At 69.2% G+C, this 25,025-nt stretch carries 21 protein-coding genes and 3 pseudogenes; 19 read left to right on the top strand and 5 right to left on the bottom strand.

The window, feature by feature from the left end; genetic code table 11:
* Positions 1-188: 188 nt before the first annotated feature.
* From ACO0M4_RS10980 to ACO0M4_RS10970, 3 genes are all read left to right on the top strand, one after another.
* Positions 189-734, top strand: coding sequence for a GNAT family N-acetyltransferase (locus tag ACO0M4_RS10980; RefSeq protein ID WP_430369679.1), 546 nt, complete (start codon positions 189-191; stop codon positions 732-734).
* 530 nt (positions 735-1,264) lie between these two features.
* Positions 1,265-1,894 (top strand): TetR/AcrR family transcriptional regulator, encoded by a 630-nt coding sequence (locus ACO0M4_RS10975; protein WP_430369678.1) that lies wholly within the window; start codon positions 1,265-1,267, stop codon positions 1,892-1,894.
* Positions 1,895-2,038: 144 nt separating this feature from the next.
* Entirely contained in the window at positions 2,039-3,097 is a 1,059-nt protein-coding gene (locus tag ACO0M4_RS10970; RefSeq protein ID WP_430369677.1) for a chitinase, read from the top strand.
* A 21-nt stretch (positions 3,098-3,118) separates the two neighbouring features.
* On the opposite strand, the gene ACO0M4_RS10965 is transcribed toward ACO0M4_RS10970, so the two are convergent.
* Complete coding sequence (locus ACO0M4_RS10965) at positions 3,119-3,895, bottom strand: LysR family substrate-binding domain-containing protein (protein ID WP_430369676.1); 777 nt, start codon at positions 3,893-3,895, stop codon at positions 3,119-3,121.
* Positions 3,896-3,965: 70 nt separating this feature from the next.
* Here ACO0M4_RS10965 and ACO0M4_RS10960 point away from each other — a divergent pair, with 70 nt between their 5' ends.
* The 10 genes from ACO0M4_RS10960 (at position 3,966) to ACO0M4_RS10915 (ending at position 11,770) form a co-directional block, all read left to right on the top strand.
* Positions 3,966-4,352 carry a DUF5997 family protein gene (locus ACO0M4_RS10960; RefSeq protein ID WP_430369675.1) on the top strand — a complete coding sequence of 129 codons (387 nt, stop codon included), beginning with the start codon at positions 3,966-3,968 and terminating at the stop codon, positions 4,350-4,352.
* 97 nt (positions 4,353-4,449) lie between these two features.
* Complete coding sequence (locus ACO0M4_RS10955; RefSeq protein WP_430369674.1) at positions 4,450-4,863, top strand: thiol-disulfide oxidoreductase DCC family protein; 414 nt, start codon at positions 4,450-4,452, stop codon at positions 4,861-4,863.
* A 130-nt stretch (positions 4,864-4,993) separates the two neighbouring features.
* Positions 4,994-5,425: a PPOX class F420-dependent oxidoreductase gene (locus tag ACO0M4_RS10950; RefSeq protein WP_430369673.1), complete on the top strand. Its 432-nt coding sequence runs from the start codon at positions 4,994-4,996 to the stop codon at positions 5,423-5,425.
* 53 nt (positions 5,426-5,478) lie between these two features.
* Complete coding sequence (locus ACO0M4_RS10945; RefSeq protein WP_430369672.1) at positions 5,479-5,619, top strand: hypothetical protein; 141 nt, start codon at positions 5,479-5,481, stop codon at positions 5,617-5,619.
* A gap of 238 nt (positions 5,620-5,857) precedes the next feature.
* A complete protein-coding gene (locus ACO0M4_RS10940; protein ID WP_430369671.1) occupies positions 5,858-7,021 on the top strand; it encodes a serine hydrolase domain-containing protein in 1,164 nt (387 codons plus the stop codon).
* 135 nt (positions 7,022-7,156) lie between these two features.
* Complete coding sequence (locus ACO0M4_RS10935; RefSeq protein ID WP_430369670.1) at positions 7,157-8,113, top strand: alcohol dehydrogenase catalytic domain-containing protein; 957 nt, start codon at positions 7,157-7,159, stop codon at positions 8,111-8,113.
* Positions 8,114-8,480: 367 nt separating this feature from the next.
* On the top strand, positions 8,481-9,212 hold the full coding sequence (locus tag ACO0M4_RS10930; protein ID WP_430369669.1) for a hypothetical protein: 732 nt from the start codon (positions 8,481-8,483) through the stop codon (positions 9,210-9,212).
* A 155-nt stretch (positions 9,213-9,367) separates the two neighbouring features.
* Positions 9,368-10,012 carry a hypothetical protein gene (locus ACO0M4_RS10925; RefSeq protein ID WP_430369668.1) on the top strand — a complete coding sequence of 215 codons (645 nt, stop codon included), beginning with the start codon at positions 9,368-9,370 and terminating at the stop codon, positions 10,010-10,012.
* Positions 10,013-10,136: 124 nt separating this feature from the next.
* On the top strand, positions 10,137-10,913 hold the full coding sequence (locus tag ACO0M4_RS10920) for an META domain-containing protein (protein WP_430369667.1): 777 nt from the start codon (positions 10,137-10,139) through the stop codon (positions 10,911-10,913).
* A gap of 137 nt (positions 10,914-11,050) precedes the next feature.
* Positions 11,051-11,770 carry a VWA domain-containing protein gene (locus tag ACO0M4_RS10915; RefSeq protein ID WP_430369666.1) on the top strand — a complete coding sequence of 240 codons (720 nt, stop codon included), beginning with the start codon at positions 11,051-11,053 and terminating at the stop codon, positions 11,768-11,770.
* A 117-nt stretch (positions 11,771-11,887) separates the two neighbouring features.
* On the opposite strand, the gene ACO0M4_RS10910 is transcribed toward ACO0M4_RS10915, so the two are convergent.
* Together ACO0M4_RS10910 and ACO0M4_RS10905 are read right to left on the bottom strand one after the other, a co-directional pair.
* The gene (locus tag ACO0M4_RS10910) at positions 11,888-12,778 is read right to left on the bottom strand and encodes a DUF4190 domain-containing protein (RefSeq protein WP_430369665.1); all 891 of its coding nucleotides are present in this window, start codon (positions 12,776-12,778) and stop codon (positions 11,888-11,890) included.
* A gap of 991 nt (positions 12,779-13,769) precedes the next feature.
* Positions 13,770-14,153 carry a hypothetical protein gene (locus ACO0M4_RS10905; RefSeq protein WP_430369664.1) on the bottom strand — a complete coding sequence of 128 codons (384 nt, stop codon included), beginning with the start codon at positions 14,151-14,153 and terminating at the stop codon, positions 13,770-13,772.
* A gap of 374 nt (positions 14,154-14,527) precedes the next feature.
* Between ACO0M4_RS10905 and ACO0M4_RS10900 the strand changes: the two are divergent.
* Positions 14,528-14,656: pseudogene (locus ACO0M4_RS10900) on the top strand (3-hydroxyacyl-CoA dehydrogenase family protein); the annotation flags it as partial.
* Between the two features lie 166 nt (positions 14,657-14,822).
* Here ACO0M4_RS10900 and ACO0M4_RS10895 read toward each other — a convergent pair.
* A pseudogene (locus ACO0M4_RS10895) lies at positions 14,823-15,247 on the bottom strand (transposase); the annotation flags it as partial.
* Between the two features lie 661 nt (positions 15,248-15,908).
* Here ACO0M4_RS10895 and ACO0M4_RS10890 point away from each other — a divergent pair.
* Both ACO0M4_RS10890 and ACO0M4_RS10885 read left to right on the top strand, forming a co-directional pair.
* Positions 15,909-17,180 carry a hypothetical protein gene (locus ACO0M4_RS10890; RefSeq protein WP_430369663.1) on the top strand — a complete coding sequence of 424 codons (1,272 nt, stop codon included), beginning with the start codon at positions 15,909-15,911 and terminating at the stop codon, positions 17,178-17,180.
* Positions 17,177-17,815, top strand: a complete 639-nt coding sequence (locus ACO0M4_RS10885) for a hypothetical protein (protein ID WP_430369662.1) — start codon at positions 17,177-17,179, stop codon at positions 17,813-17,815. Before ACO0M4_RS10890 ends, ACO0M4_RS10885 begins: the two co-directional genes overlap by 4 nt.
* Positions 17,816-17,918: 103 nt before the next feature.
* Here ACO0M4_RS10885 and ACO0M4_RS10880 read toward each other — a convergent pair whose 3' ends face one another.
* Positions 17,919-20,099 (bottom strand): tetratricopeptide repeat protein, encoded by a 2,181-nt coding sequence (locus ACO0M4_RS10880; protein ID WP_430369661.1) that lies wholly within the window; start codon positions 20,097-20,099, stop codon positions 17,919-17,921.
* 259 nt (positions 20,100-20,358) lie between these two features.
* Here ACO0M4_RS10880 and ACO0M4_RS10875 point away from each other — a divergent pair, with 259 nt between their 5' ends.
* The 3 genes and pseudogenes from ACO0M4_RS10875 to ACO0M4_RS10865 all read left to right on the top strand — a co-directional run bounded on the left by ACO0M4_RS10875 (position 20,359) and on the right by ACO0M4_RS10865 (position 24,812).
* Entirely contained in the window at positions 20,359-23,619 is a 3,261-nt protein-coding gene (locus ACO0M4_RS10875; protein ID WP_430369660.1) for an AfsR/SARP family transcriptional regulator, read from the top strand.
* A gap of 743 nt (positions 23,620-24,362) precedes the next feature.
* Positions 24,363-24,488: pseudogene (locus ACO0M4_RS10870) on the top strand (3-hydroxyacyl-CoA dehydrogenase family protein); the annotation flags it as partial.
* 9 nt (positions 24,489-24,497) lie between these two features.
* Entirely contained in the window at positions 24,498-24,812 is a 315-nt protein-coding gene (locus ACO0M4_RS10865) for a hypothetical protein (protein ID WP_430369659.1), read from the top strand.
* Positions 24,813-25,025 lie beyond the last annotated feature (213 nt).

Genomic DNA, 25,025 nt, shown 5'->3' with positions numbered 1-25,025 from the left:
CACCGGCCCGGCGGCGGCCACAGCCACAACCACAACCACAACCACAACCACAACCACAACCAACGGTCCCACAGCCACAACCAACAGCCCCACCGCCACGAAGGTGGCCCGCCAGGAAAGCCATCAAGGCGAGGTCCGCACCCCGTAATTGGCTGGCGGAGGCGGTCCGTCCCATTGAGCATCGCCCCATGGAGACCTATCTGACCACCGCCCGCCTGGCCCTCCGGCCGTTCACCGACACCGAGGCCGACCTCGATCTGGTGGTGGAACTCGACAGCGACCCGCAGGTGATGCGGTACATCACCGGCGGCCGCCCGATGACCCGGGACGAGATCCGCGCCGAGTCCTTCGCCCGGATGCTGCCGGGCGGCTTCTGGGCCACGCATCTGCGCGCCACCGGCGAGTTCCTCGGCTGGCACTGCCTCCAACCGTACGACGGCGGCCCGGGACGCTCGGCCGAGCTGGGATACCGCCTGCGCAAGACCGCCTGGGGCCGGGGACTCGCCACCGAAGGCGCGCTGGCCCTCCTGGGGAAGGGCTTCGGCGAGCTGGGCTACGACCGGATCACGGCGAACACCATGTACGTCAACGCGGGCTCCCGCCGCGTGATGGAGAAGTGCGGACTCTCCTACGTCCGCACCTACTTCGAGGAGTGGCCCTACCGGGTGGAGGGCGACGAACACGGCGATGTGGAGTACGCGTTGACCCGCGAGGACTGGCTGACGCACCGTTAGGGTGCCGGTTCGGGCCGGTGCCCTGACGACGCGTGGCCCCTCGCCCCTACGGGCCGCGAGGTTCAGCCGGTCCAGGTGAGGCGCCCGCCCAGGTAGGTGGCGGCCCCCTGGACCTCCTCCCGGAACGCGGCGGCGCGGCGAGGACCGCCTCAGCGGTGACGTCGCCGTGGACGTGACGGGCCACGTGGAAGCCCCTGGGCGGTGAACGCGGTGGCCAGGTCGGCGAGTTGGCGGGGGCGGTAGTTCATAGGCCCGTGGGTGCAGTGGTCGAGGCCGATGCGGAGCGTCGCGTCGTTGTCCCGGAACGGGAAGCGGCCATGATCGGCATGTAGCACAGGACTGCGGCGAAGATCGCGACGGTCGCGAAGACGAGGGGCCCCACGGGACACCCGGCACGCCACAACCTACCGCGGCCCAGGGGCCCGAATCCGCATGCGATACACATCGCATCGGATACGAGTTCGTATCGCATACGGTGCTGTACCGTGAGCGGCGTCACGTCGACGTGTCAATGCCCGTGGAGGGATGCGTTGCCCAAGGGACCGACCAAGCGCCGACCGCAGACCACCGCGCGGCTGCTCGACGCGGCACAGGAGACCTTCGCCGACCGCGGCTTCCACGGCGCCTCCATCGAGGAGATCTGCGACCGCGCCGGCCTCACCCGCGGGGCGTTCTACTCCAACTACCGGACCAAGGAAGAGCTGTTCTTCGCGCTCTTCGACCTGCACGCCCGGCGCGTGGTCGAGCGACTGGCCGCGGCGGTCGACGAGATGCAGGACACCGAGGACCCGCTGCGCACGCTGATCACCCGGACCAGCGCGCTGGACGAGACCGAGCGCCGCTGGTACCTGCTGTCAACGGAGTTCACGCTCCACGCCATCCGGCACCCCGACACGGCCCGCACGCTCGCCGAGCACGACCGGCGCCTCCGCGAGGAGATCGCCCGACTGCTGGCCGCCCTCTTCGACCGACTGGGACGACGCCCCACCGTCGACCTCGACTCCCTCGCCCGCCTGGTCACCGCCCTCCACGAGGGCTCCCTCGCACAGAGCCTGGTCGAACCGGACCGCCTCCCCCCGGACGAGCTCGCCGGCACCTACCTCCCACTGCTGGTCCACGCCGTCTCCCGGGCCCGCCGCACCCGCCGCACGGACCCCTGAGCCCCCCGGCGAACGATCCCCTCCCGCCCCAACTCCCGCCCGGTCCCTACCCATTGACGAATGGTATGGACCAATCTACGGTGTGCGCACACCCCCCGATTCCCCGCCACTGACGCCCCCGTCATGGCGCGAAGGGAGCACAGCGTGACCGGTCGGATAGCGCGTCTGCTGAAAACCGGCCTCGCGGCCGCCTGCCTCCTACCGATGCTGGGCGCCGCGGCACCCGCCACCGCCGCGCCCCGGAGCGACACCTGCGCCGTGAAGTCGAAGCCCACCGGAAAGGTCCTCCAGGGGTACTGGGAGAACTGGGACGGCGCGGCGAACGGCGTCCACCCGCCGTTCGGTTGGACGCCGATCACCGACCCCCGGATCGGCGCCCACGGCTACAACGTCCTCAACGCGGCGTTCCCCGTCATCCGCTCGGACGGCACCGCCCTCTGGGAGGACGGCATGGACGCGACGGTGAAGGTGCCGACGCCGGCCGAGATGTGCCAGGCCAAGAGCGACGGCGCCACGATCCTGATGTCCATCGGCGGCGCCACGGCCGGTATCGACCTCAACTCCACCACGGTGGCCGACCGTTTCGTCGCGACCGTCGTACCGCTCCTCAAGAAGTACAACTTCGACGGCATCGACATCGACATCGAGACCGGCCTCAGCGGCAGCGGCAACATCACCCAGCTGTCGCCCTCCCAGTCCAACCTCATCCGCATCATCGACGGCATCCTCGCCCAGATGCCCGCGGGCTTCGGCCTCACGATGGCCCCCGAGACCGCCTACGTCACCGGCGGCAGCGTGACCTACGGGTCGATCTGGGGCGCCTACCTGCCGATCATCAAGAAGTACGCCGACAACGGCCGCCTGTGGTGGCTGAACATGCAGTACTACAACGGCAGCATGTACGGGTGTTCCGGCGACTCCTACGAGGCCGGCACGGTCGAGGGCTTCACCCGGCAGACCGACTGCCTCGACAAGGGCCTGACCGTCCAGGGCACCACCATCAAGGTCCCCTACGACAAGCAGGTACCCGGCCTGCCCGCCCAGCCGGGCGCGGGCGGCGGCTACCTCTCCCCGGACCTGGTGACCCAGGCGTGGAACACGTACCACAACGGTCTGAAGGGCCTGATGACCTGGTCCCTCAACTGGGACGGCGCGAAGGGGTGGACCTTCGGCGACAACGTCAAGGCCGCTCAGGGACGCTGAGCCCCCGGCATCCGCAGGGTGCTACGACCGCCGGCGCGGCCGACCGCGCCGGCCCCCGTCCTTGGACGCAGCGGCGCCGCGCCGCTGGCCCCGTCCGGCCGGCGCCTCCCCCCGGGCCGCCCCGCCCCCCTTGCCGGACGGCTGCTCCTTCTTGCCGGACGGCTTCTGCTTGGTCTCCTCGTCCGGGCGGCGGCCCCGGGAGCTGTTCACCGTCCGCCCGCGGACGATCCCGATGAAGTCCTCCACCTGATCAGTGGTCCGGTCCTCGCGCCACGACAGCGCGATCCGGGACTGCGGGGTGCCGGTGATCGGCCGGTAGGTGAGGTCCCGCCGGTGGTAGAGCCGCGCGAGCGACTGCGGGACGACCAGCAGCCCCACGCCGGCCGCCACCAGCTCGATGGCGTCCGGGGTCGTGGCGGGACGCTCGATCGCGGGCCGGCCCGGCGGCTGCGCCCAGTCCAGGGCGTCGTCGAGCGGGTGCAGCACGATCTCGTCGGCCAGGTCCTCCGCGGTCACCTCCTCGAAGGCGGCCACGAGGTGGTCCTTGGGCACCACGACCACCGACGTCTCGGTGTACAGCGGGATCGCGCTGAGATCCGTCCGGTCGACCGGCAGCCGCAGGAATCCCGCATCGGCGCCGCCGTCCCGCAGGGCGTCGGCGGCCTCGGTGGCGGACACCTGGAGGAGGGTGAGCGGGACGTCCGGCAGGCGCTCGTTCCAGATCCGCACCCACTTGGCGGGTGTCACTCCGGGTACATACGCGAGCCGGAACGAAGGGGATGCTTCCGAGCCTGTCACCCCGCCAGGTTACCCGCCGCGGGGTGAGGCCGTGGTCAGAGGTGGTGCGCACGCTCGATACCCTGGAGTCATGAAGTCGCACCAGACCGCCCAGACGATGAAGCCCGCCACCGCGGCGAAGAAGCTGGGTGTGTACCTCCAGGCCACCCCCGCAGAGTTCCAGGAGGGTGCCGTCTCCCGCAGCGAGCTCAACGCACTCCAGGCGGACCCGCCCGAGTGGCTGCGCGAGCTGCGGCGCAACGGCCCCCACCCCCGACCGGTGGTCGCGGCGAAGCTGGGCGTCTCCATCTCCGGCCTCGCCCGTGCCGGCGTCACCGACGCCCTCACCACGGAGCAGATCGACGCGCTGAAGACGGAGAACCCGGAGTGGCTCCAGAAGGAGCGCGCCACCCAGGCCGAGGTCCGCAAGGAATCGGCCCGCCTCAAGGAGCAGAAGCGCACCGAGGACGAGGCGTAACCACTCCGCAACAGCGGGCGACCCGCCCCACCGCCCTCGCAACCGACCGTCAACCCCCCGCACGCTCGGCAACGCCCGACTCCGCCATGATGGGCACATGACCACCCCGAGGACCCCGAGGACCCGGCCCGTACTCGTCTACGACGGCGACTGCGGCTTCTGCACCACCTCCGTGAACTTCGCCGAGCGGTACCTCCGGCCCCGCTGCCGGATCACCGCCTGGCAGTTCACGGACCTGGACGAACTCGGGGTCACCCAGGAGCGCGCCGAACACGAGGTGCTGTGGATCACCCCGTCGGGAACGGTCCACGGCGGCGCCCAGGCCGTCGCCAAGCTCCTGCTCAGCGCGGGCGGCCCCTGGTCCGTCGCCGGCGCCGTCCTCACCCTCCCCCCGGTGCGCTGGCTCGCCCACGCCGCCTACCGCCTGATCGCCACCAACCGCCACCGCATGCCCGGCGGCACCCCGGCCTGCGCCCTCCCGGCCAACAACCGCCCGAACCCGGGCTCTTGACCGCCCCGCGGCGCCCGCTGCCGGCAACCTGACCCCCTCCACCACAGGGCGTCGGTCCCGTCCACCGGCCGGCCGAAGGTGGCATCGCCGCTCCCGGGAATAGTCGGCGGCGGCCGGGCCTTCCCCGGACATGACCGCTACCCCGTTCGACCCGCGCGCCCTCCTCGCGGAGAGCCGTCTCGGCGTGCTCGCCACGCTCAAGGCGGACGGCCGCCCACAGCTCTCCCCCGTCATGCCCTTCTACGACCAGGAGGCCGATGTCCTCCACGTCTCGATGAGTGAAGGGCGGGCCAAGACGGCCAATCTGCGGCGGGACCCGCGGGCCGCGCTGGAGGTCACCAGCGCCGACGGCTGGGCCTGGGCGACCGCAGAGGGCACGGCGACGCTCATCGGCCCGGGCACCGACCCGTACGGCCCCGAGGTCGAGGCACTGGTCCGCTACTACCAGCGCGCCGCCGGCGAGCACCCGGGCTGGGACGAGTACCGCGCGGCGATGGTGTCCGAGCGCAGGGTGCTCATGACGATGACGGTGGAGCACGTGTACGGCGCCAAGCTCCGCTGACGGGCCCGAAGGAGGTCGCCACCAGCACCTCCTGCAGACCTACTCCGGACACCGTGCCTGCCCCCTGCCCCCTCCCCTCCGGCGCCCGCGGCGGCCTGCTGGAGTGCATCGGCGGCCTCATCGACCGGCGGCACGGCGGCCGCGTCCCCAAGCGCTACCCCACCCGACTCCGGCTCGTCCACCGCAGTTCGTGACCGCGGCACCGTTCCCCGCCCGCGCGCAGCGGTTCGGCGGCCCCGGGGCCGGGGGCTATCCCTACGTCGCACTGGCCCGCTACCCGGATGGGACGGCGGGGCGTGTGAGCGCAGGCTGAGCAGGTCCAGATTTCCCACGTGGCCGGCGGGCTGCACCAGGAGGGGTCTCATGTCCGATCGTGCTCATCAGTCTCGGCGGTTCCGCGCTTCGTCATGGCCCGGGCGGCGGGGGGTCGCGATGGTGACGGTGACGGCCGCCGCGCTGGCCGTGAGCAGCGCACTGCCCACGGCGGCCGCGCAGACCCGTGGTTCCGGTGAGGTCGTCCGACAGGGCCTGCACCGCCTGGTGCAGCAGGACCGGTTCCCCGCCGCGCTGGCCGCCACCACCGGCCGGGACGGGCACACCCACAACTACACCGCAGGCGTGGCGGATTTGACGACCGGGGCGAAGGTGCCGGTGGACGGGCAGGTGCGGGCGGGGAGCAACACCAAGGCGTTCACCGCCACGGTCGTCCTGCAACTGGTCGGCGAAGGCAAGGTGGCGCTCGACGCGCCCATCGAGCGCTACCTGCCGAAGCTGGTGCGGGGCGAGGGCATCGACGGACGCCGCATCACGGTACGCCAACTGCTCCAGCACACCAGCGGATTGCCCAACTACACCGAATTCCTTGGCGACTTCACCACGTACCGTCACACCTACGTCCCGCCGCGCACCCTGCTCGACCTGACACTGGCGCACAAGGCGCTGTTCGCCCCCGGGACGCGTTGGTCGTACAGCAACACCAACTACCTCCTGGCCGGCCTGCTCATCGAGAAGGTCACCGGACGCCCGCTGGCCGAACAGATCACCCAACGCGTGATCGACCGCATCGGGCTGCGCCACACCGCCTTCCCCGGCGTGGGCGACGAGCACATCCGCGAGGCCCACCCCGAGGGCTACTACCCGTCGAAGCCCGGCGGGCCACTGACCGACGTCACGGAGCTGGACCCCGGCTGGGCCTGGGCCGCCGGCCAACTCATCTCCACCCCAGGCGACTTGAATCGCTTCTTCACCGCCCTGCTCGGCGGCCAGCTCCTGCGCCCCGCGCAGCTCGCCGAGATGCGCCGCACCGTCCCGGCCGAGTCCGGTCTGTGGCCCGGCGCCCGGTACGGGCTCGGGCTGATCAGCACGCCGCTGAGCTGTGGCGGCCTGATGTGGGGCCACGGCGGCGACATCCATGGTTACGGCACGCGCACCGGCGTCACCACAGACGGCCGCGCCGTCACGGTCGCCGTCACCGCCGACCCCACGCCCACCCCCAAGGCCCCCGACCATGCGCGGTCCCTCCTGGACACCACCTTGTGCACGTGGGGTCCGGATTCCCCGCCGAGCCCGGCCCGTTCACTCACGAACCGTCGCTGATGGCGTCAGGGGTTACTTCCCTCGGCTGGGAGAACCGCCTGCCGCAGCCGCGATCCCGGAAGGGAAGGCCGCATTGGTACGGCTCGGCGGGGGCATGCACCCCAACTGTCGGGGCGGGGGAGTAGATTCGCGATCATGCGAGCGGTGGTGATCGACGGCGGGGGCGCGTTCCGGCTTGAGCAGCGCGCCGATCCGGTGGCCGGGCCCGGCCTGGTGGCGGTGCGGGTGCATGCAGCAGGGCTCAACGCGGCCGACCTTCAACAGGCCCGGGGTGACTACCCGGCGCCACCAGGCTGGCCGGCCGACATCCCCGGTCTGGAGATCGCCGGTGAGGTCGAGCAGGTCGGTGCGGGGGTCACCGGAGTGGGCGTCGGCGACCGGGTCATGGCCCTCGTGGGTGGCGGTGGCCACGCCGAGAGGATCGTGGTGCCCGCTGACTTGCTGCTTCCGATACCTGCGGGGTTGTCCTGGCAGGAGGCAGCAGGATTCCCGGAGGCGTTCAGCACCGCCTGGGACGCACTGGTCATCCAAGCGGGGGTACGCGCAGGAGACCGGGTTCTGGTCACCGGAGCTGCGGGCGGGGTCGGTACGGCCATGGTGCAGGTGGCGGCCGCTTCCGGCGCCCATGTCGTGGCAAGTGTGCGCCGGACCGAACTGCACGACCGAGTCCAGGAACTTGCACCCGCCGGCAGCAGTGTGGAGGTGGTGGTCCCGGGCCAGGAGGGCGGAGCGGCGCCGTACGACATCGTCGTCGAACTGGTCGGCGGGGAGGACTGCTTGCGGCGGGTTGAACTGTTGCGCGCCCGGGGGAAGATCCTCGTTGTGGGGGTGCAGGGCGGGGCGGTGGCCTCCTTGCGCATGTTCGACCTGATGCTTGCGCGCGCCCAGCTGATCGGCACCACCATTCGAGGCCGCTCCCCCTCGGAGAAAGCACTCCTCGCGGCCGCGGTGCGCGCAAGTGTCGTCCCGCTGCTGGCCGAGGGCCGGCTGCGGGTGCCTGTCGACGCTACCTTCCAGCTGGATCGTTACTCCGACGCCTATGCCCGGCTGGCCGGTCCGGGGAAGTTCGGCAAGGTCATCATGGCGACTTGATGGCGCTACGCCTGGTGGTTGACGGGCTCAAGGCCACGGCAGAGCCGAATCCGACCGAGCGCATGCAGAGCGCGCTCATCAAGGCCGGGCGCCAGGGCAGTTGAGACCTTCGGCCGAAGCGGCTGCTTGCCGGGCCGGGTACTTCACGCACACGCTCTGGGAACATCATCCGGACGCCGGCTGCTGGTGACCCGGTTCCCCCCTCCCAGGCCGCGGCGCACTTCCCCTGGGTCGCGGCGCACTCCCCCGGGTCCGCCTCGGGTGGTCCCGGAAAAGGCCCCGAAGTCCTCGTTCAGTATCTTCACCGTGCGAACGCTCGCTGGACTATGGTGAGCGCAAGCCTGTGACCAGGGTTTTTCAACGGGGGATGAGCTACGTGAGCGCCATAATCTTCAACCTGACGACCGCCGCACTGATGGTGCTGGCGTTCAAGTCCGGCCTGCTTCTAGTCGGCGAAGGCACGGTGCGCCGCAGACCGGTGCCCTGGGTGGCGATCGCCCTCACCGCCGTGGCCATCGGCGCGGTGGTGCTCCAACTGACGTGGTCCGGAGCGATGGACGCACTGGACAGCGATCCGCGCAAGACCGGCTGGTGGCGCGTGGTGACCTCGGTGTTCATGCAGAACGGCGGGCTGTTCGGGGGTGTCTGGAACATCGCCACCCTGGCGGTGATCGCCGCGCTGGCGCAGTGGTTCTGGCGCAGCCCGCTCATGCTGGTGCTGTTCGCCGGCGGCATTCTGCTGCCCCAGCAGATCGACGCGCTGTTCGGTGAGACGGCCCCCAGCACCGACCCGCGTAACTTCGCGGGCAGTTCCGGCGCGACGTACTTCCTGGCCGCCACTCTCGCGGCGGGCCTGCTGCTGACCAGCACCCAGGCCAAGGGGCGCCTGCTGGCGGTGAGCGTGCCCGCGGCCGGGCTCGCGATGTGGCTCGCCCAGGAGAACGGACACGGCCTCGTGACCTGCTACGGATTCGTCCTCGGCGCCATCGTCCTGCCGCTCGCCCGCCTCCTGCCGCACCCGCCCGTCCCGGCCGCACTCGTACCGTCCGCGGCCGCACCGACGGACGGCGCCTCCGACACTCCCCGAGCAGCTCAGTAGGCACCGGCGGAGCCGTAAAGCGTTTTCCCGCTCCGTCCCGGCGCGGGAAAATCGCCATGTTCGGGTTCGGTTCGGGTTCGTTTCGGTTCGGGCTCATGGGGAGCTGGATCGCCGGTCGTCCGACGTGCCGCACCGGCTGTTTCGGAGGAGGGCGCATGGCCAGACCTGCGGTCGGGGCGGACTTGCGGCGCTGTGCGGAGTGCGGCGGATATGAGTACGGCGGGGCACCGGACTGTACGGCCTGCCGCGAGCTGGTGGACGGCATCGTGGAAGGTGAGTGGTCCGTCTTTCTCCGCCGGTGGAACCTCCGTGGTGAGGACGAGAGCGAGCCGGGCGACCGCGGTGACCAGGAAGTGGCGCTCGCCCAGATGGTGGTGGCGGAACCGGACCGCCATGACTGGCGGGTGGTGGATGCCGCGCTCGACAGACTGGTCTGCTCCGCATGCGGTGATCGGCTGAGCCGCGGTCCGGTGGGCTGCTCCGACTGCGACCTGGCGCACGGATTTCGCTATGCCGCGATCGAGACGGACCGGACCGGCGTCCCGCCCGGCAATGAACACGCCGTCCGGGTCAACGTCTCGGTGGTGCGTCGGCCGCAGATCTCCTCGGACGACGAAGTCCTCGCCCGGCGCCTGCTGTTGCCCGCCCTCCTGGTGGGACTCCTCCCGACCACCGAAACGGCCCAGCGGGTGAGTGCCCTGCTCAAGAGGAGCGCCCCGGCGCAGAAGACCGCCATCCTGGAGCAGGCCGTAGAGGAGATGCTCCTGCGCCGACGTACCGGCAGTCGGCCTGCTGTGTGAGACGCGGCGGCGGTTCGGGCGAGGGGCCGGGGAACGAGGGAACCGGAACCAAGCATGTCGGTCTTGCGTCACGGCCCCTGTGCGCCCGTCTCGACGATTCCCGCTCGTATCCGTCGCCGCCACCATGACGGCACTCCTCACGCTCGGTGGCCGTGAGGAAACGCTGCCGCCCGAGGCCCGCGGATGGATCGCGCTGCACGACGACGGGACGGCATCGGGCAGTTACGGCTGCACCCCCTTCCACACGAAGGCCGAGGTGACGGCCACCAGCCTGACACTGGGCGAGGCGGTGACTCCGCTCCCTTCCCCGTCCCTGTCACCCGCCGCGCCGGAGGGTGGGCCGGGGCCGTGCCATCCGGACGACGTGGCCGGCACACCAGCACTGGCAGACTTCGAGAAGAAGGTGAAGAGAGTCTTCAGCGGAGAGGTCACGCTTTCCGCGGGGCGTCCCAACGGCGATACCAAGCTGCATGTCAAGAACCAGAAAGGCGACGGCCTCACCCTCGCCCAGGCCAGGCGCGAGGACTTCTTCAAGACCAGGTGGCAACTCGACGACGCCACCTTCTACGACAGCCACGGCGCGCCGTTCGCGGCCGGCGACCAGATGTACTTCGACTTCCATGAGAACGGCGAGGTGAGCGGCAAACTCGGCTGCAACGACTTCACCGCCAAAGCCACGTTCGCCGGCATCCACGTCTTCTTCCACGATCCCGTTCTGACGACACAGCGCACCTGTGACACAAGGGTCATGACGGAGGAAGCGAGCGTCCTGGCGACGCTGAAGAAGTCGCTCAATTACTCGTACTGGGCGGAAACCGGGAGCAGTTTGTCCCTCCAAGACGACTTGGCCTTCCCCGCGAACGAACACGGCTTCACCTTCTCGGCCCTACCGCGCCGGTAGACGGCGCAGGCGCAGTCGCGGCCGCGCATCGGGGGGCCGAGCATCGGGGGGCTGCGGCCGGAGCGCTACGCGACGTACCGCGGCGGCTCCGACTTCGCCGGGTGCGTAGGCTCCCCGGAGGGAAAGGAGCTTGATCGATGAGTCCGCTGAGTCTGGAGAAGGTGGAGCAGACGGCGCCGCCGCTGGTGAACCTCTACAAGCAGGCCGGTGTCAGCCTGCGCAAGCACGGGCTGGAGGGGCAGCGGGCCGCGGTGTACCTGGTGCTGGACCGGTCGGGTTCGATGCGCCCGTACTACAAGGACGGCACGATGCAGCACCTGGCCGAACAGGTCCTGGCCGTCTCCGCGCACCTCGACGATGACGCGGTCGTCCCGCTGGTGTTCTTCTCCACCGCCGTCGACGGAGTGCACGAGATCAGCCTGGACCACTACCGAGGACGCGTGGCCGCCTTTCACGAGCAGTCGGGGCACATGGGGCGCACCCACTACGAGGCCGGGATGGACGCCGTACTCGACCACTACCTCGCTTCCGGGGCGACCGCCCCGGCGCTGGTGGTGTTCCAGACCGACGGTGGGCCCACCAACCGGACCGCTGCCGAGAAGTGGCTGTGCAAGGCGGCCGGACTGCCGCTGTTCTGGCAGTTCATCGGCTTCGGCGACCCCGAACACCGGGAGTTCGACTTCCTCCGCCGGCTGGACGAACTCCCGGTCCCCGGCCGCCGGATCGTCGACAACGCCGGGTTCTTCCCCGCCGGCACCCAACCCCGCTCCCTGCCGGACGCCGAACTCTACGACCGCCTGCTCGGGGAGTTCCCCAGCTGGCTCACCGCCGCCCGCGCCCAGGGCATCCTCGGCTAGGCCCCGTCCTGGCACTCCTGCCACTCCTGGTAACGATGCGTCAGGGCGTGGCGTCCCAACCAACGTACGTGGTTCACGGAGGTCGATTCCGTGTGCTGCCCGACGTGCCGTCAGCCCTCAGGAGGTGGGACCGCTCCAGTAGGCGTCCGCCCACCGCATCGCGTCGGGGCTGAACTCGACCTCCATCCGGTCTGCGGCGTCGGGCGGCAGGGAGAAGGCGTACCTACCGACGGCCTCCTTGCCGGGGAGGACGTAGCCGGTGAGGACCTTCTGCCGCCCACTTCCGTCGATCACCAGCTCCGCCGATGCCCCGTCCGCGTCGTTGACGTCGGGCAGCCCGGTCTCGACGGAGACCCGCTTGCTGCCGGTGTTGACCACGGTGACGGTGACCTGGACGGCCTTGTTGCCCTGGGCATGGCCGTGGGCGAAGGCGTCCGGGACGAACGGCTCCGGCTTGGCGACCGTGACCTTCAGACCGTTGTCGAAGGTGTACGACTGGCCGAAGGACAGGTGCCGGGCCTTCTCGGCGGCAGCCTCCGCTTCCTTGGCCGCCTTGGCCTTCGCACTGGCGTCGTCGGTGGCCTCCTTGACCTCCCTGCGGGCGTCGTCGACCGCTCCCTTGACCAGCACGGCGGTGAACACCCCGGCGGCCACCGCCAGGAGCAGACCGAAGAGGCCCATGATGACGCCGCTCAGCGCCATCGCCTTCTTGGTGGCCCGCCCCTTGCGTACCTGGCTCAGTCCGATGCCGCCGAACACCACGGCCAGCGCGGCCGGCAGCCAGGACACCCAGAACAGGAAGACGAACAGGCCGAGGCCGATACCCACCAGACCGAGCACCAGGGCAGCGATGGGCATGCCGTTGCTGGGCGGCCGCACCCACACCGGCGGCGGGTACGACGTCGCGGGCTGCGCGGCGCCCTCGGTGGTCGGCGGGGCCCACGGGTCGCGGTCCGGCGACCGCGGGTCCGCGGGCGCAGGGCCGTCCGGGGAGACGGGCGTGGTCATGCAGAATCCTTCAGCCGGATCACTTGGTGAATTTCCGACCATACCAGGGGTTTTACCCTTTCATTACTTCGCGGGGGGGGGCGGAGGGAGGGAAGCGGCGGAGGCGGCCGGCGGGACGCGACCGGGCGCCGAACACCGAGCACCGGCCGCAGAACACCTGACAAGCCACGTCAGCCGTTCACCGCGCCGCCCAATCCCGCAGGGAAGACCGAACCCAGACCCGAACCCGCAAAAGAGACCCGCCAAGAGCGCAACAAGAATCGAACCGGCCTCCCCCTCCATGATCACCGCATCCCTAGCGCGGAGATCTTCCGCGCTGGGCCGGCCCTCGCACGTCACCGTCCGGGAGATCCACTCCGCCCACCGGAGCCACCGCGTATTGCTGGCGATGCGGTGTGGCTTCGCGGCTGTCATCGCGGCGCTCGCGCTACGGGACGCCCCCGCCGCCACCTCAACGCCGACCTCCTCGCCTGCCGCTCCCACATACCGCGGATCCGCATCACAGGCCCCGGCGCCGGCCTGCACCTCCGTGACTCCGCCCGCCGCGGCAAGACCCACCGCGACCGCGTGCACTCCCCCGCCCTGCGCCTGCGTTCACCGGACGGCGGCAAACGGGACCTGTTCGTCGATCGCCGCCTCAACCCGGCACCGCTCGCCGAGGAACTGCACGGCCGGCAGGGCTGGCTGTACTGGGCGCCGCGTCCGACGCGGAGCCGATTTGGTCCGAACCCGCCCTGCTCGCCCTCAACGACGGCCGGTACCTCCTCGGCGCCACAGCCGGGCGTGTGCGCTTTCGGCCTCGGCGTCCTGGCCGTCCGCCTCATCGCCGCCAGCGTCGGCTACGGGCACCTGATGGCTCTGGCCGGGCCACCCGATGGCCCTGGCCGCCTGCCTCACGACCGCCGTACTCGGCCCGGTCACCGGCCTCCCGCTGAGCGGCTACCGCCGCACCCGCTACCTGCGCGACCTACACCACGGCTGACCGACCACCTCACCCGTCCCCGACCCCGTCTTCCCTACCCTTGCCCAGGTCTTCGGCGAGATCCCGCAGAGCCCCCAGGGACTCCACCATGAGGTGCGTCATTTCGGCATACGCGGACGCCGCATCACCCGATTTGGCAGGACTCCCGCGCCTTCCCTCCGAACACCCCGGAAGAATCCTCTCCGTGAGATGCTCAATGCATTTAACCGATTCCAGCATCTCCGCCTCGCCTGCACCCCGCCCTTCAACCCCGACTTCACCAGGTAATTCAACATCGACATCAACACCGACATCGGTCTTGGTATCGACATTGGCGTCGACCTCCCCTTCGATGGATTTTCCAGAACTCTCAAGAGTCGCCGGATCCACCGACCCCTTCTCCCCGTTCGGCATACGAGCCACCCCCTCGGTGTTCGAGGTGCAGCAACTGCACCAAGATCAAACGTAAGGCACCAGGAAGCCCCAACTGGGCTTTCCCGGATGCGTCTTATCATGATCCATATGCGATGCGCCGCCCCCTCGCCACGAGCCGCAATGCGCACCACCGAGACGCATACCGAACAGCGAATGATCCCGAAAATCGAGGCGCACACCACAGGAGCCAAAGGGAAGTCCACATCAGAAACGAGGATGCAGGGCCAGCGCGAGACGTACTCGTTCAGCCCAGGAAGCTCAGCCAGACATGACGCCGGGGAATATCGACGTTCGTATCCGCCAAACTCCGTTAAGCCAACCGTCATAGCCCGCGACTTGGTCAGATCCCCGGCTCCAGCACGCCGGCCTCCATGTACGAGGACTACAAGGAACCGCTGTACGCCGCTCCCCCGCTGCTGCAGCGGATGGTGGACGCGGGGCGACTCGGCCGCAAGACCGGGTCGGAGTTCTACTCGTGCTGAGGGGCGTCGGTGCCGCTAAGTGGCGTTGATCCAGGGGGAGTTCACTTGGAGCAGCGTCAGTGGTGGCGCGGCGGCCGAGTGGCTCCGCTGCCCCCGCAGGCAACTCGTCCACGCCGTCGGAGCTGTTGGAGGGCACCCGTCCGACGGCCAGCCATCTGTCCCTGCCTCAACGGCTGAGGGTGGTCATCCGCTGGAGGTTGTGGGTGAAGACTCCAAGTCCGGCCCAGGTCTGGGCACCGGTCAGGCGACGGAGGCCTGTGCGGCGGAAGCCAAAGCTGCGTTTGAGGTGGCTAATGCGAGCCTCGATACCGACTCTCCGGTTGCGCATACGCCGGAAGGTGCGACTTCGTTCGTACTCACGCCGTGCCTTGCCGGGTCTTCCAGCACGTTGGAGGGCGATCCGCCGGCGCCGAGTTCGGCCAGAGACTGGTCGTTGGCCGCGGTGCCGAAGCCCCGGTCCGCGACGACCGTGCCTGGTGGGTGGCCGGTCAGCGTGGTGACGCGCTCCACCGATGGCACCAGCTGCGGTGCGTCGGATGGGTTCCCGCTCTGGACTTGGTGGTCGGCGACGAAGCGGCGCTCGTCCTCGGCCGGGACTGTAGCGTCCGGCTCTGTCTCGCATCCGGTGGTAACAGAGTGTCATGTTCCTTTCATGGAGCGGCAATTCGAGAAATTCGCAGGCCGACGGGGCCGAGCGTCATCCAAGCGAGGCGTCGGCACACGGATGTCGGTTACCCACCGAGTAGAGACCGCCCGCTCCGGACATCCGTAGTGCCAGCCAGCGAAACCCCAGACCAGAGCACCCACCAAGGTCAGAACTATACGGACAGCGAAGACTGCGACGCTCCGTTGCCACCGGTTGTGAGACAGAGCCGCTCGCTTGACAGACCCCCACTACGGTCACAGACCGGCCCCTGACGGAGCACTGGCTCCAGCGAGCCGGCAGACCGCCACCCCACCTCCGGCAAGGCAGCACCACACGCCCACGTCAGTGACACTGAAACGCGGCGTGCACTCCGACCCGTTCGGACCGCCCCGCTGGCTGGCCACCTTCGACAACAACACGCCCTGACCGGCGCAAACGCTCCAGGACCCGGTCGGCGTCGCCCGCGCCGCAAGCTTTCTGCAACCACTCAGCAAGCCTTTCGCACACTCACCCGGGCACCTCCTCCATAGCCCCGCGGATCGGCAGGGGGCAACGGGAGGCGGCCGTCACGACGACGGCGTCGGACAGCAGACATTGGGGGATGTCATGTCGGCAATCACCACGTCCTACGGACTGGGGCGGGAGAGTCAGAAATCGGAGTACAAGCGCGAGTGGCTGACGCTGGTCGGCCGCAAACGCATCCTGGTCATCGTGCACACCGTGCCCTACGGGAAGCGGCTGCAGGAGGTGTTCTCGCTGCTGGAGTCGGACTTCCGCGTCCAGGTGATGTTCACCGCGCCGCCGCATGAGTTCAGCGACGGGGTGTCGCAGTTGCTCCGCCGGCTGGGCAGTGTGCAGCTCACCTGGCAGGAAGCGGTGCGGATGGAGTTCGATCTCGTACTGGCTGCCGGTCCGCGCGGCGTGGAGGAAATCCGGGGCCCGCTGATCACACTGCCCCATGGCGCCAACTACCTTAAGCGGGTGGGGCCTTCGGGCAAGCAGTGGGTGGCGGGACTGTCTCGGCGGGACATCGTCCCGGACGGCAGGCCGCTGCCGGCCGCCGTCGTACTGCCCCACGAGGACGATGCGGGCGAACTGGCACGTCACTGCCCAGCTGCCCTTCCCGTGGCAGTCGTGGCCGGTGACCCGGCGCATGACCGGATGGCGATCAGCCTGCCGCAGCGCGATGCCTACCGTAGGGCGCTCGGCATCGGCGCCCGGGAGCGGCTGATCGGCGTGGTCTCCACCTGGGGTCCGCATTCGACCTTCGGCGCGTTCGAGACGCTGTTGCCCAGGCTCCTGAGCGAGCTGAACGACGACTCAGTACGGGTGGCCATCCTCGTCCACCCCAATGTGTGGTCCGGGCACGGGGCCTGGCAGGTACGCGCCTGGCTGGCGCAATGCCGGACGCGGGGCATTGCGGTGGTGCCGCCCGAGGCGGACTGGCGTACGGTCCTGATCGCAGCCGACGGCATCATCGGGGACCACGGCTCGGTCACCCTCTACGGCACGCTCACCCACGCGCCGATCCTGCTGGCGGCGTCACCGGCACGGGAGATCAACCCTGCCTCGCCAGCCGCCGCGCTCGCCCTCACCGCACCAACGCTGTCGCCCGCCCATGGGCTGCTGGAGCAACTGGACTACGCGGCAGCCGAATACCGACGGCAGGACTACGCCGCCATTGCTGCGCGTATCACCTCCGAACCCGGCCGGTTCAGCCGGAATATGCGACAACTGATGTACCGCGTCCTGGGCCTTGGCCAGCCCGCATTCCCAGCCCTCACCCGGCGCCTGCCGCTTCCGTCGGCGCTGCAGACTTGGGTTGCGAGGGATGACGGGGACACCTGGCACGCAGGAGAGTCGGAGGTCCCGGCATGACGGCGGTCACGTCCGATGCGCCCCGATGGCTGCGGCGCGGCGGCCGGCTGGTGAGCGTCGAACCGGCCATGGCAGCGGGCGGCCGGTGGGCCCTCCCCGGCACCGGGGCGCCGACGCTACGGATGGTCCTCGGCACGCCGGGGGGCGCGTATGTGGTGGAGGCCGTGCGGGAAGGCGTGTACGTCGTCAATGCACAGGGCGACGGGACGGCCAAGATCGCCGATGAACGCGTCGACGCAGGCCGACTGCTCTGCCTGCATGACCACTTCGCGGTCGATATCGACCTCTGTGCCGAGGAACGCTGGCTCGGGTGCGCCGACCTGCTGCACGGCAGCCTCCCCCGCCCACGTGACCACGCCCTGCGCTGGGTGGCGGACGTACTCGCCGACCGGGTCGGCTGCCGGCTCGCCACGCTGCCCCTGGATGACGGGGGCTGGGCGGTGGCGGAACGCCAGGGCGGCCGAGGGCAGGTGCGACCGTGCCTGGTGCCCGCGCCGTCCTGGTGCGGAAGTCCACCCACGGCCGCGGACCGAGCGTTGCTCCCCTCTTGCCTGTACGGCTGGGCGGCAGCGGGGCAACCATGGGGCAAGCTGGCGTCGATGGTCGTACTGACGCGCGCTACGTCCACAGCTTGAGAGCCTGGTACGTACCGAGGCACTATCGATTCGATCAGGCGCCGAGCAACGGGAAAACCGCCGCTGCCCGCCGCGTTGTGGGCCCGTAGGGGGTGCTCGCCCCCTACGGGTTTTGTTCGAGCGCCCCTGGGGCGTGTCCGCCCAGCTCGCCCAACCGCCCCGCCAGCCGCTCCGCTTCATCAGGGCTGTGCGGCAGGTGAGCCGCCCGGGAACGCTCGTAGAACTCCCGGGCGGCATCCCTCTCACCATTGTGCTGGGCACTCCGGCCGAGCAGTTCCAAGGCCCTGGCCCGCCAGTGAGTCGCTCCCGACGCCTCGAATACGGCCAGCGCCTCCCGGAGTTCGCCGATGCCTCGCTCGTAGGCATCGGCCCTGGCGTCTGCGGCCCGCTTCCTCGGGCTTGCGGCCAGTGAGTGCGCGTATCCGAGGAAGGCCAGCGCCCGCGCCGCGTCGTACGGGTCCCGTACCTCGGTCAGCAAGGTGTGCGCCTGGGAGAAACAGCCGACGGCGCGGTCGATGTCGTCGCTCTCCAGGGCGATCTCACCGACGATGATCCGGGACAGCGCGGCACCCCGCTGATAGCCGCAGCTCTCCCACGCTGTGATGGCCTGGGAGAGGTACGAGACGGCCTGCCCGGTGCGACCCGCCTCGCGATGGCAAGTGCCCAGACCGTGCAGCGCCTGTCCTTCGTCTCGCACATCGCCGGCCTCGCGCGCGGCGATCAGGGACCGGCGGTACCAGTCGATGGCGTCGTCGATGCGACGCGCGCTGGTGAAGCCGATGGCGCCGGAGTTGAGCATCTGGCGCTCCGCGGCCCGATCACCGGCGCGTTCCGCGGCGGCGAGTCCCAGTTCGTGGGCCTCGATCCACAGGCCGTAGTGTCTCAACCGCAGAAACAGCGGCCACATCGCGTCGACGATCTGCCAGCCCGTGTCGTACCAGCCCTGTCCGGTCGCGGTGCGGACGGCTTCCAGCAGGTCCAGCCGGTGCGCGGCCAACCACTCCAACGCCCCGGTCTCGTCGTCGAACGGGAGCGGGAGACCGTCGGGGCAGAAGGCGAAGTCCCGCCGTAGGGTGAGCTGAATGGGCGTCAGCAGCCGTTGAGCCTCAGTGGCGGTCGCCAAGTACCAGTCGCACGCCCGGCGCAGGGTCTCGCTGCGGGCGCGCTCCGACTCGTCCAGGAAACCACGCTCACGCGCATGGAGCCGCACCAGATCATGGAAGCGATAGGCGTCAGGCCCGGACTCCTCGATCAGGTTGGCCTCGAGCAGCGCGCCGATCAGCCGCTCGGCCACCCGCATGGACACCCCGCAGACCGCCGCCGCGCTGCGTACTTCGAATACCCGCACCGGCAGCAAGCCCCAGCGCCGGTACAGCCGCGCGGTGCCCTCCGACAGAACCGCATACGAGCCGTCCAGTCCGCTACGTACCGCCTTTTCCCCTTCCACTGTCAGCTCCTCCAGGCGATCGCGGTCCTCGGCGAGCGCGTCGACCAGGGCGCGCAGCGGCTGCTTGGGCCGCGCTGCGAGACGCGCGGCGGCCAGGCATACGGCCAGGGGGAGGCCGGCGCACAGCAGAACCACTTCGCGAGCCGCCGCGGCCTCGTTCTGCACCCGTTCCCGACCCACTCCACGCGACAGGAGTTCCTCGGCCGCTGCCGGGTCCAAGACGCCTAGGTGGTACACCCGAGCGCCATCCACGCCCAGTCCGGTCAGCCGGTTTCTGCTGGTCACGACGGTGAGGCCGCATCTGCCGCCGGGCAGGATGGGCCGGACCTGGGCCGCGGACAGAACGTTGTCGATCACTATGCCGATCCGAAGGTTCGCCGTGACCGAGCGCCAGAGCGCGGCTTGTTCGGCCAGCCCAGCCGGGACCGGGCCCACTCCCAGGGCCCGTAAGAACTGGCCGAGGATCTCTCCGGGCTCGGCGGGCCCCTCGGGGGAGTGTCCGCGCAGGTCGGCGTAAAGATGGCCGTCCGGATACGCCTTGTCGGTGTCGCGCAGCCACCGTGTCACCAACGCCGTCTTCCCGACGCCGGCAGGACCGCTGACCACTATCAGCGGCGCTGAATGTCCATCGTGCCGGGAGCGCAGATCGTCCAGGGCCGCCAGGTCGTCGGAGCGGCCCATGAAATGGGCAGTGAGGGGTGGGAGTTGGCGTGGCACCGGAAGGGGTGGCTGTCGCCCGGCGCCATGAAGATGGATGCCGCCGGTGACCTCTCCCGCCTGGATGACGGGGCCGTTGAGCTGCGCCTCGCCGCCGACCACGTTCCCGTCCCGACTCATCCGCCCCCCTGTTCCACCAACCCCACTACCGATCACTTCTGCACCAAAAAGTGGATCACCTCGCTCACAGATCGATCACGGATGGGTGATCGGTCGCACATTCACCGGAGGGGAACTACCCATCAAGTGCGCCACAGAGACCCTGACATAGAGCGATGGCATAGGAATTCGGCCATTGCGCCAGGCCCTCTGGCCCCTCTTTTGTGACCCCTGCCATAGTCGTTAACGGCGGGGTGTGCGCTGCCAGGGGGAGGCGCTGGTGGAAATCCAAGTGCTTGGCCCGGTCGGACTCGTGGCACAAAGTCGTCGTTTCGGCCTCGGTTCGGACAAAGAACGTCTAATCCTGGCCTCACTCGCTCTGGAAGCCGGCCGTCCGGTCTCGCTGGACGTGCTCGTCGGCCGCCTCTGGGAGGGCGATCCGCCAGCCAACGACCGTAAGAACGTGCACGTTTACGTGTCGCGAATCCGCAAGGCGCTGCGCGAGTATGGCGCCGGACCCGACGTACCACATATCTCACGTCACGCGCACACCTACGCGCTGCGTGTTGACGCAGACTCGATCGACTGGCACCGCTTCCAGCACCTGACCTCCGAGGCCCGTTTCACAGCGGACGGCGGGGACACCAAAACCGCCGTCGACCTCCTGCACCAGGCCGACGATCTCTGGCGTGGCGACGCGCTCGCCGGGCTACCCGGGCTGTGGCCCGAGCGCACACGAAGGAAGCTCGCCCAGCGGCGCCTTGGTGTCACATCCTCCCGGATCGCCCTCGAACTGCGGCTGCACCGTTTCGCCGACGTCGTCGGGGACCTGGCCGACCTGGTGGACCAGCACCCCGACGACGAAACGCTGATCGGCCACCTCATGGTCGCCTACTACGGATGCGGACGGCACGCCGACGCCCTCCGCGTCTACCAGGTCGCCTTACGCAGACTGCGCGCCGAATTGGGCACGGAGCCGGGGCAGGAACTGGCGGACATTCATCAGCGCATCCTCCGGCGCGCGCCGGTGCAGGACCTGCTTCCCGGGAGCGCCGAGTCAGCCGGATCCACCGGGTCCACGGGGCCCGCCATGCCCCTCGCATCCGCCGGCGCCATCGCAACCACCAGGTCCGTCGCGGCCCCCTCTGGCGCCGTACCGCCCGTGGCGATGCCTGCACCGCACAATCTGCCCCGGCAATCCGCTCTCATCGGACGGCAGGCGGAGCTACGGCGGCTGAGCCAGGCCGTCCAAGCGGTTGCCGACCACGGGTCGGTGGTCACTCTGGAATCGATCTCCGGGATGGCCGGGATCGGCAAGACGGCGCTGGCGATCAATGCCGCGCGGCACATGGGCGACCGGTTCCCCGACGGGCAGCTCTATCTCGATCTCCGCGCCCACGCGCGCGTACAGGAACCGCTGGAAGCCGGCCAGGCGCTCGCCATGCTGCTGCGCCTGCTGGGCGTTCCCGCCGACGCTATCCCCGCCGACATCGAGGAACGCACCGCGCTGTGGCGCACCATGCTGGCGCGCCGGCGCGTGATCCTCGTCCTGGACGATGCTGCCTCGCCCTCCCAGGTCATCCCCCTCCTCCCCAGCGACTCCCCCAGCCTGGCGATCGTCACGAGCCGACTGCACCTGGCCGGCCTGCCCGGCGCCCACTCACTGGCTCTGGACGTACTGCCGCCACAGGACGCGATTGCGCTCTTTCTGCAGTTCGCCGGGGAGCACCGCAGCCAGGACATCAGGGAAGTCGCACAAATCGTCCGTCTTTGCGGGCATTTGCCGCTGGCGATCGAGCTGGTCGCCAACCGCTTCAGCGCCCACCCATCATGGACGCTGGCCACCCTCCGCGAGCACCTCACACGCGGTTCGGGACGGCTGGGAGAAATCCGGGACGGCTTCCGCGAGATAGGCCGCGCATTCGAAATCTCGTACCAAACGCTGACGCCCGGCCAGCGATCCGCATTCCGCCTGCTCGGTCTGCATTTGGGATCGGAGTTCGGATCATACGCGGCTGCCGCCCTGCTGAACCGGTCGCTGGAGGCAACCGAGCGGCTTCTTGAAGCATTACTACAGTGCCACCTGCTGCAGGAACCCGCCCCTCACCGGTACCGATTTCATGATCTTCTGGGTGAGTACGCGCGTGCCCTGGCCAACTCCCAGGACGACGAGACTGAGCGGTGTAATGCCCTCAACCGATTGACCGATTTTTATCTGTGCAACGCATCACGGGCCGACGCTCTGATCTACCCTCAGCGGCTGCGCTTGGCCCATGAACTCGATCCAGGACCTTGGCCCTTGCCTCCCTTCCAGGATGTTGATGACGCGCGGTCATGGCTGAGCCTCGAACGCGCCAACCTCCTCACCACAGAGCACTACGACCGCGTTCACAGCTCCCCCGGGCGCGCCGCCCAGCTCTGTCACGTACTGGCCGGCTTCCTCGACACCGAATGCCACTGGACGCACGCCGACCGGCTGCACGGACACGCCGTCAGCCATTGGCAGCGCACCAATGACCAGCGCGCGCTCTGCCTCGCCCTGCTGGACCTAGGCGGCGCGCACGCACAGACCGGCCACTACCCGCAGGCCGAGGAAGCCTGCCACCGCGCACTGGAACTGGCCCGCACCCTGGGCGACCCGGATGCGGAGAGCGAGGCGCTGCGCGCGCTCGGCGTGCTCGACTGGAATCGCGGAAAGTACCGGACGGCCCTGGAATTCTATTTGCAGGCACTGGCCGTACAGAATGAATCCGGAAACGCCGCGAACCGCGCCAAGTACGTGAACAACATCGCCATCGTCCTGCTGCACCTAGGCGAGTACCAAAAGGCGCAGGAGCGTTTCCTGGAAGCCATTGACGAATCCCAGCGGGCCGGCGATACGAGGACTATCGGCAAAACGAAGAATAACCTGGGCGATCTCCACGTACGCATGGGAAATATCTCATTCGCTCGACGGTACATCGAGGAAGCACTCGACATCGCCAAGGAAATCAGAAATCCGCATGACCAAGCGATAGCCCGGTTCAACCTCGCAGAGGTTACAGCTCTCGCCGGAAACGCCTGGGAAGCGTCAAAGCTCTACCGGGACTGCCTCCTCGATTTTCAGCGACTCGGTGACCGGAAGAACGAGGCTAACGGACTCATCGGCCTCGGCACCGCCCAGCACAATCTGGGGCGCTTCTCCGAGGCCATCGACTACCACACCCGGGCGCTTGACCTCGCACGTAGCATCGGCGCCCGCTACGAGGAGTGCCGCGCCCTGCGCCATCTGGGGAACGCGGAAGCCGCCATACGACAGCTGCGGCCGGCCGCCCAGCACTTCGAGTCCGCACTCCTCTTGGCCCGCCACACCCAGGATCCCGAGGAAACCGGGCGGGCATTGGAGGCCCTGGCGGAAATCCGGCACGATGAGGGCGCCCTCGATACAGCTCAAACGCTCTGGAAAAATGCCCTTGGCATATTCCGCGAGTTAGGCGACGAGGGAGCGGCCGCACGCGTGAGCGGCCGACTGCAACAGACCTCGAATGGGGCGACGGACTGAGATCCAAAGGTTCTCTCCAGGACCTATAAAACCCGGATTCGCAATGCCGTGCAGCCCGGTGTAACGTCCCTCACGCATTTAGTTAATCTCCGACTCCATTAACCGTGGCTTCAAATATGCGCACGGATACAGGGGCATGAAAAAGTAAGGCTAACCTCATGATGCGTGCTGCCTTTATCGGCCTGCTCGCCCTCACCCCGACTGTGGCGATGGCCGCCGCCCAAGCGCCCTCCACGACCCACCCATCGACAGTCGTCGTCCCTTTTACATCACACACCCGCGCCACCCACCAGACTTCAACCGCTACTGCACCGACCATCTGCAACCCGTCCTTCAGCCGGTACGCCTAAAGGATTCATCGGCGCGGGCCCCGTCAGGACCGAGGTCCTGGCGGGGCCCGCGCCCCCTAGCCATCAATCCTCGCTCCTACGCCACTGGCCTGAAGCGCACCCGCAACGCCTGCTCCCGGCGTGAACACCCCAAACTCCCGCGGCTCCGCCGCCTGTCAGCTCCATGTCCGGCAGTCCGTCGAGCAGTTGGTTCACTCCCACCTCGACCTCCGTCTTCGCCAGCAGCGCGCTGACTCAGAAGTGGCGGCGCGCCTAGCGGGCCGTGGGGTGTGAGCCAGGCCAGACGCCCGCGGGGCAGAGGCGCGCGCTCCTCACAACCGAATGTCCCTGAAAAGTCCCTGGGTGCCCCGCAGTCCCCAGGCAGAGCCGGAAACCGCAGGTCAGGGCAATAACAGCGTGCACTTCCCCATGTACGAGGAGTACAAGGAGCCCCTGTACGCCGCTCCCCCGCTCCTCCAGCGGATGGTGGACGCGGGGCGACTCGGCCGCAAGGCCGGGTCGGAGTTCTACTCGTACTGAGGTGCGCCGGTGCCGCTGACGCTGTTGTGCGGGGGCGTACTGGACTACCGGACCACTGAGCAAGTCCTCCAGTCGCATGCTGACCTGTGGCTCACGTCGGTGACCGGGGTGGATCCGGCGACGTGCTCCGGCGGGTGGCCCGAGGTCCTGGACCAGGCGCACCGCGTCCTCTCCGAACGCCTAGCGGCAGCCGGCGGCGAGGGCGAGACGCTGAACAGCATCACGATGATGCTGCGTATGGCAGCTGAGTACGCGGCGGAAGGCGATCCGTACCAGGCGACAGTTCCCCTCGGGTACTGCGAGACGCTCTTCCGAAAGCTGTAGTCGCCTCTGCGCGCTCCTACCGGTGGCTGCACGGTGGTCCCATCCGAGCTCTCCACCAGGTGGAGGGTGCGGCCTGCCGAGACAGCACGGCACTGCCGCTGCCCACGAATCGGGTGCTCGACGTCTCCGGATTCGTTGACGAAGCCGACATCGATCCGCTGCTGTACGCCCGCCCGTACCTGGGTGGGCGCCCGCGGCCCGGGGGCCCAGAAG

Origin of the sequence: Streptomyces sp. RGM 3693 (genome assembly GCF_050471125.1) — a bacterium.
In the GTDB taxonomy this organism is placed as follows: Bacteria; Actinomycetota; Actinomycetes; order Streptomycetales; family Streptomycetaceae; genus Streptomyces.
This window is presented reverse-complemented; position numbering and strand designations above follow the sequence as displayed.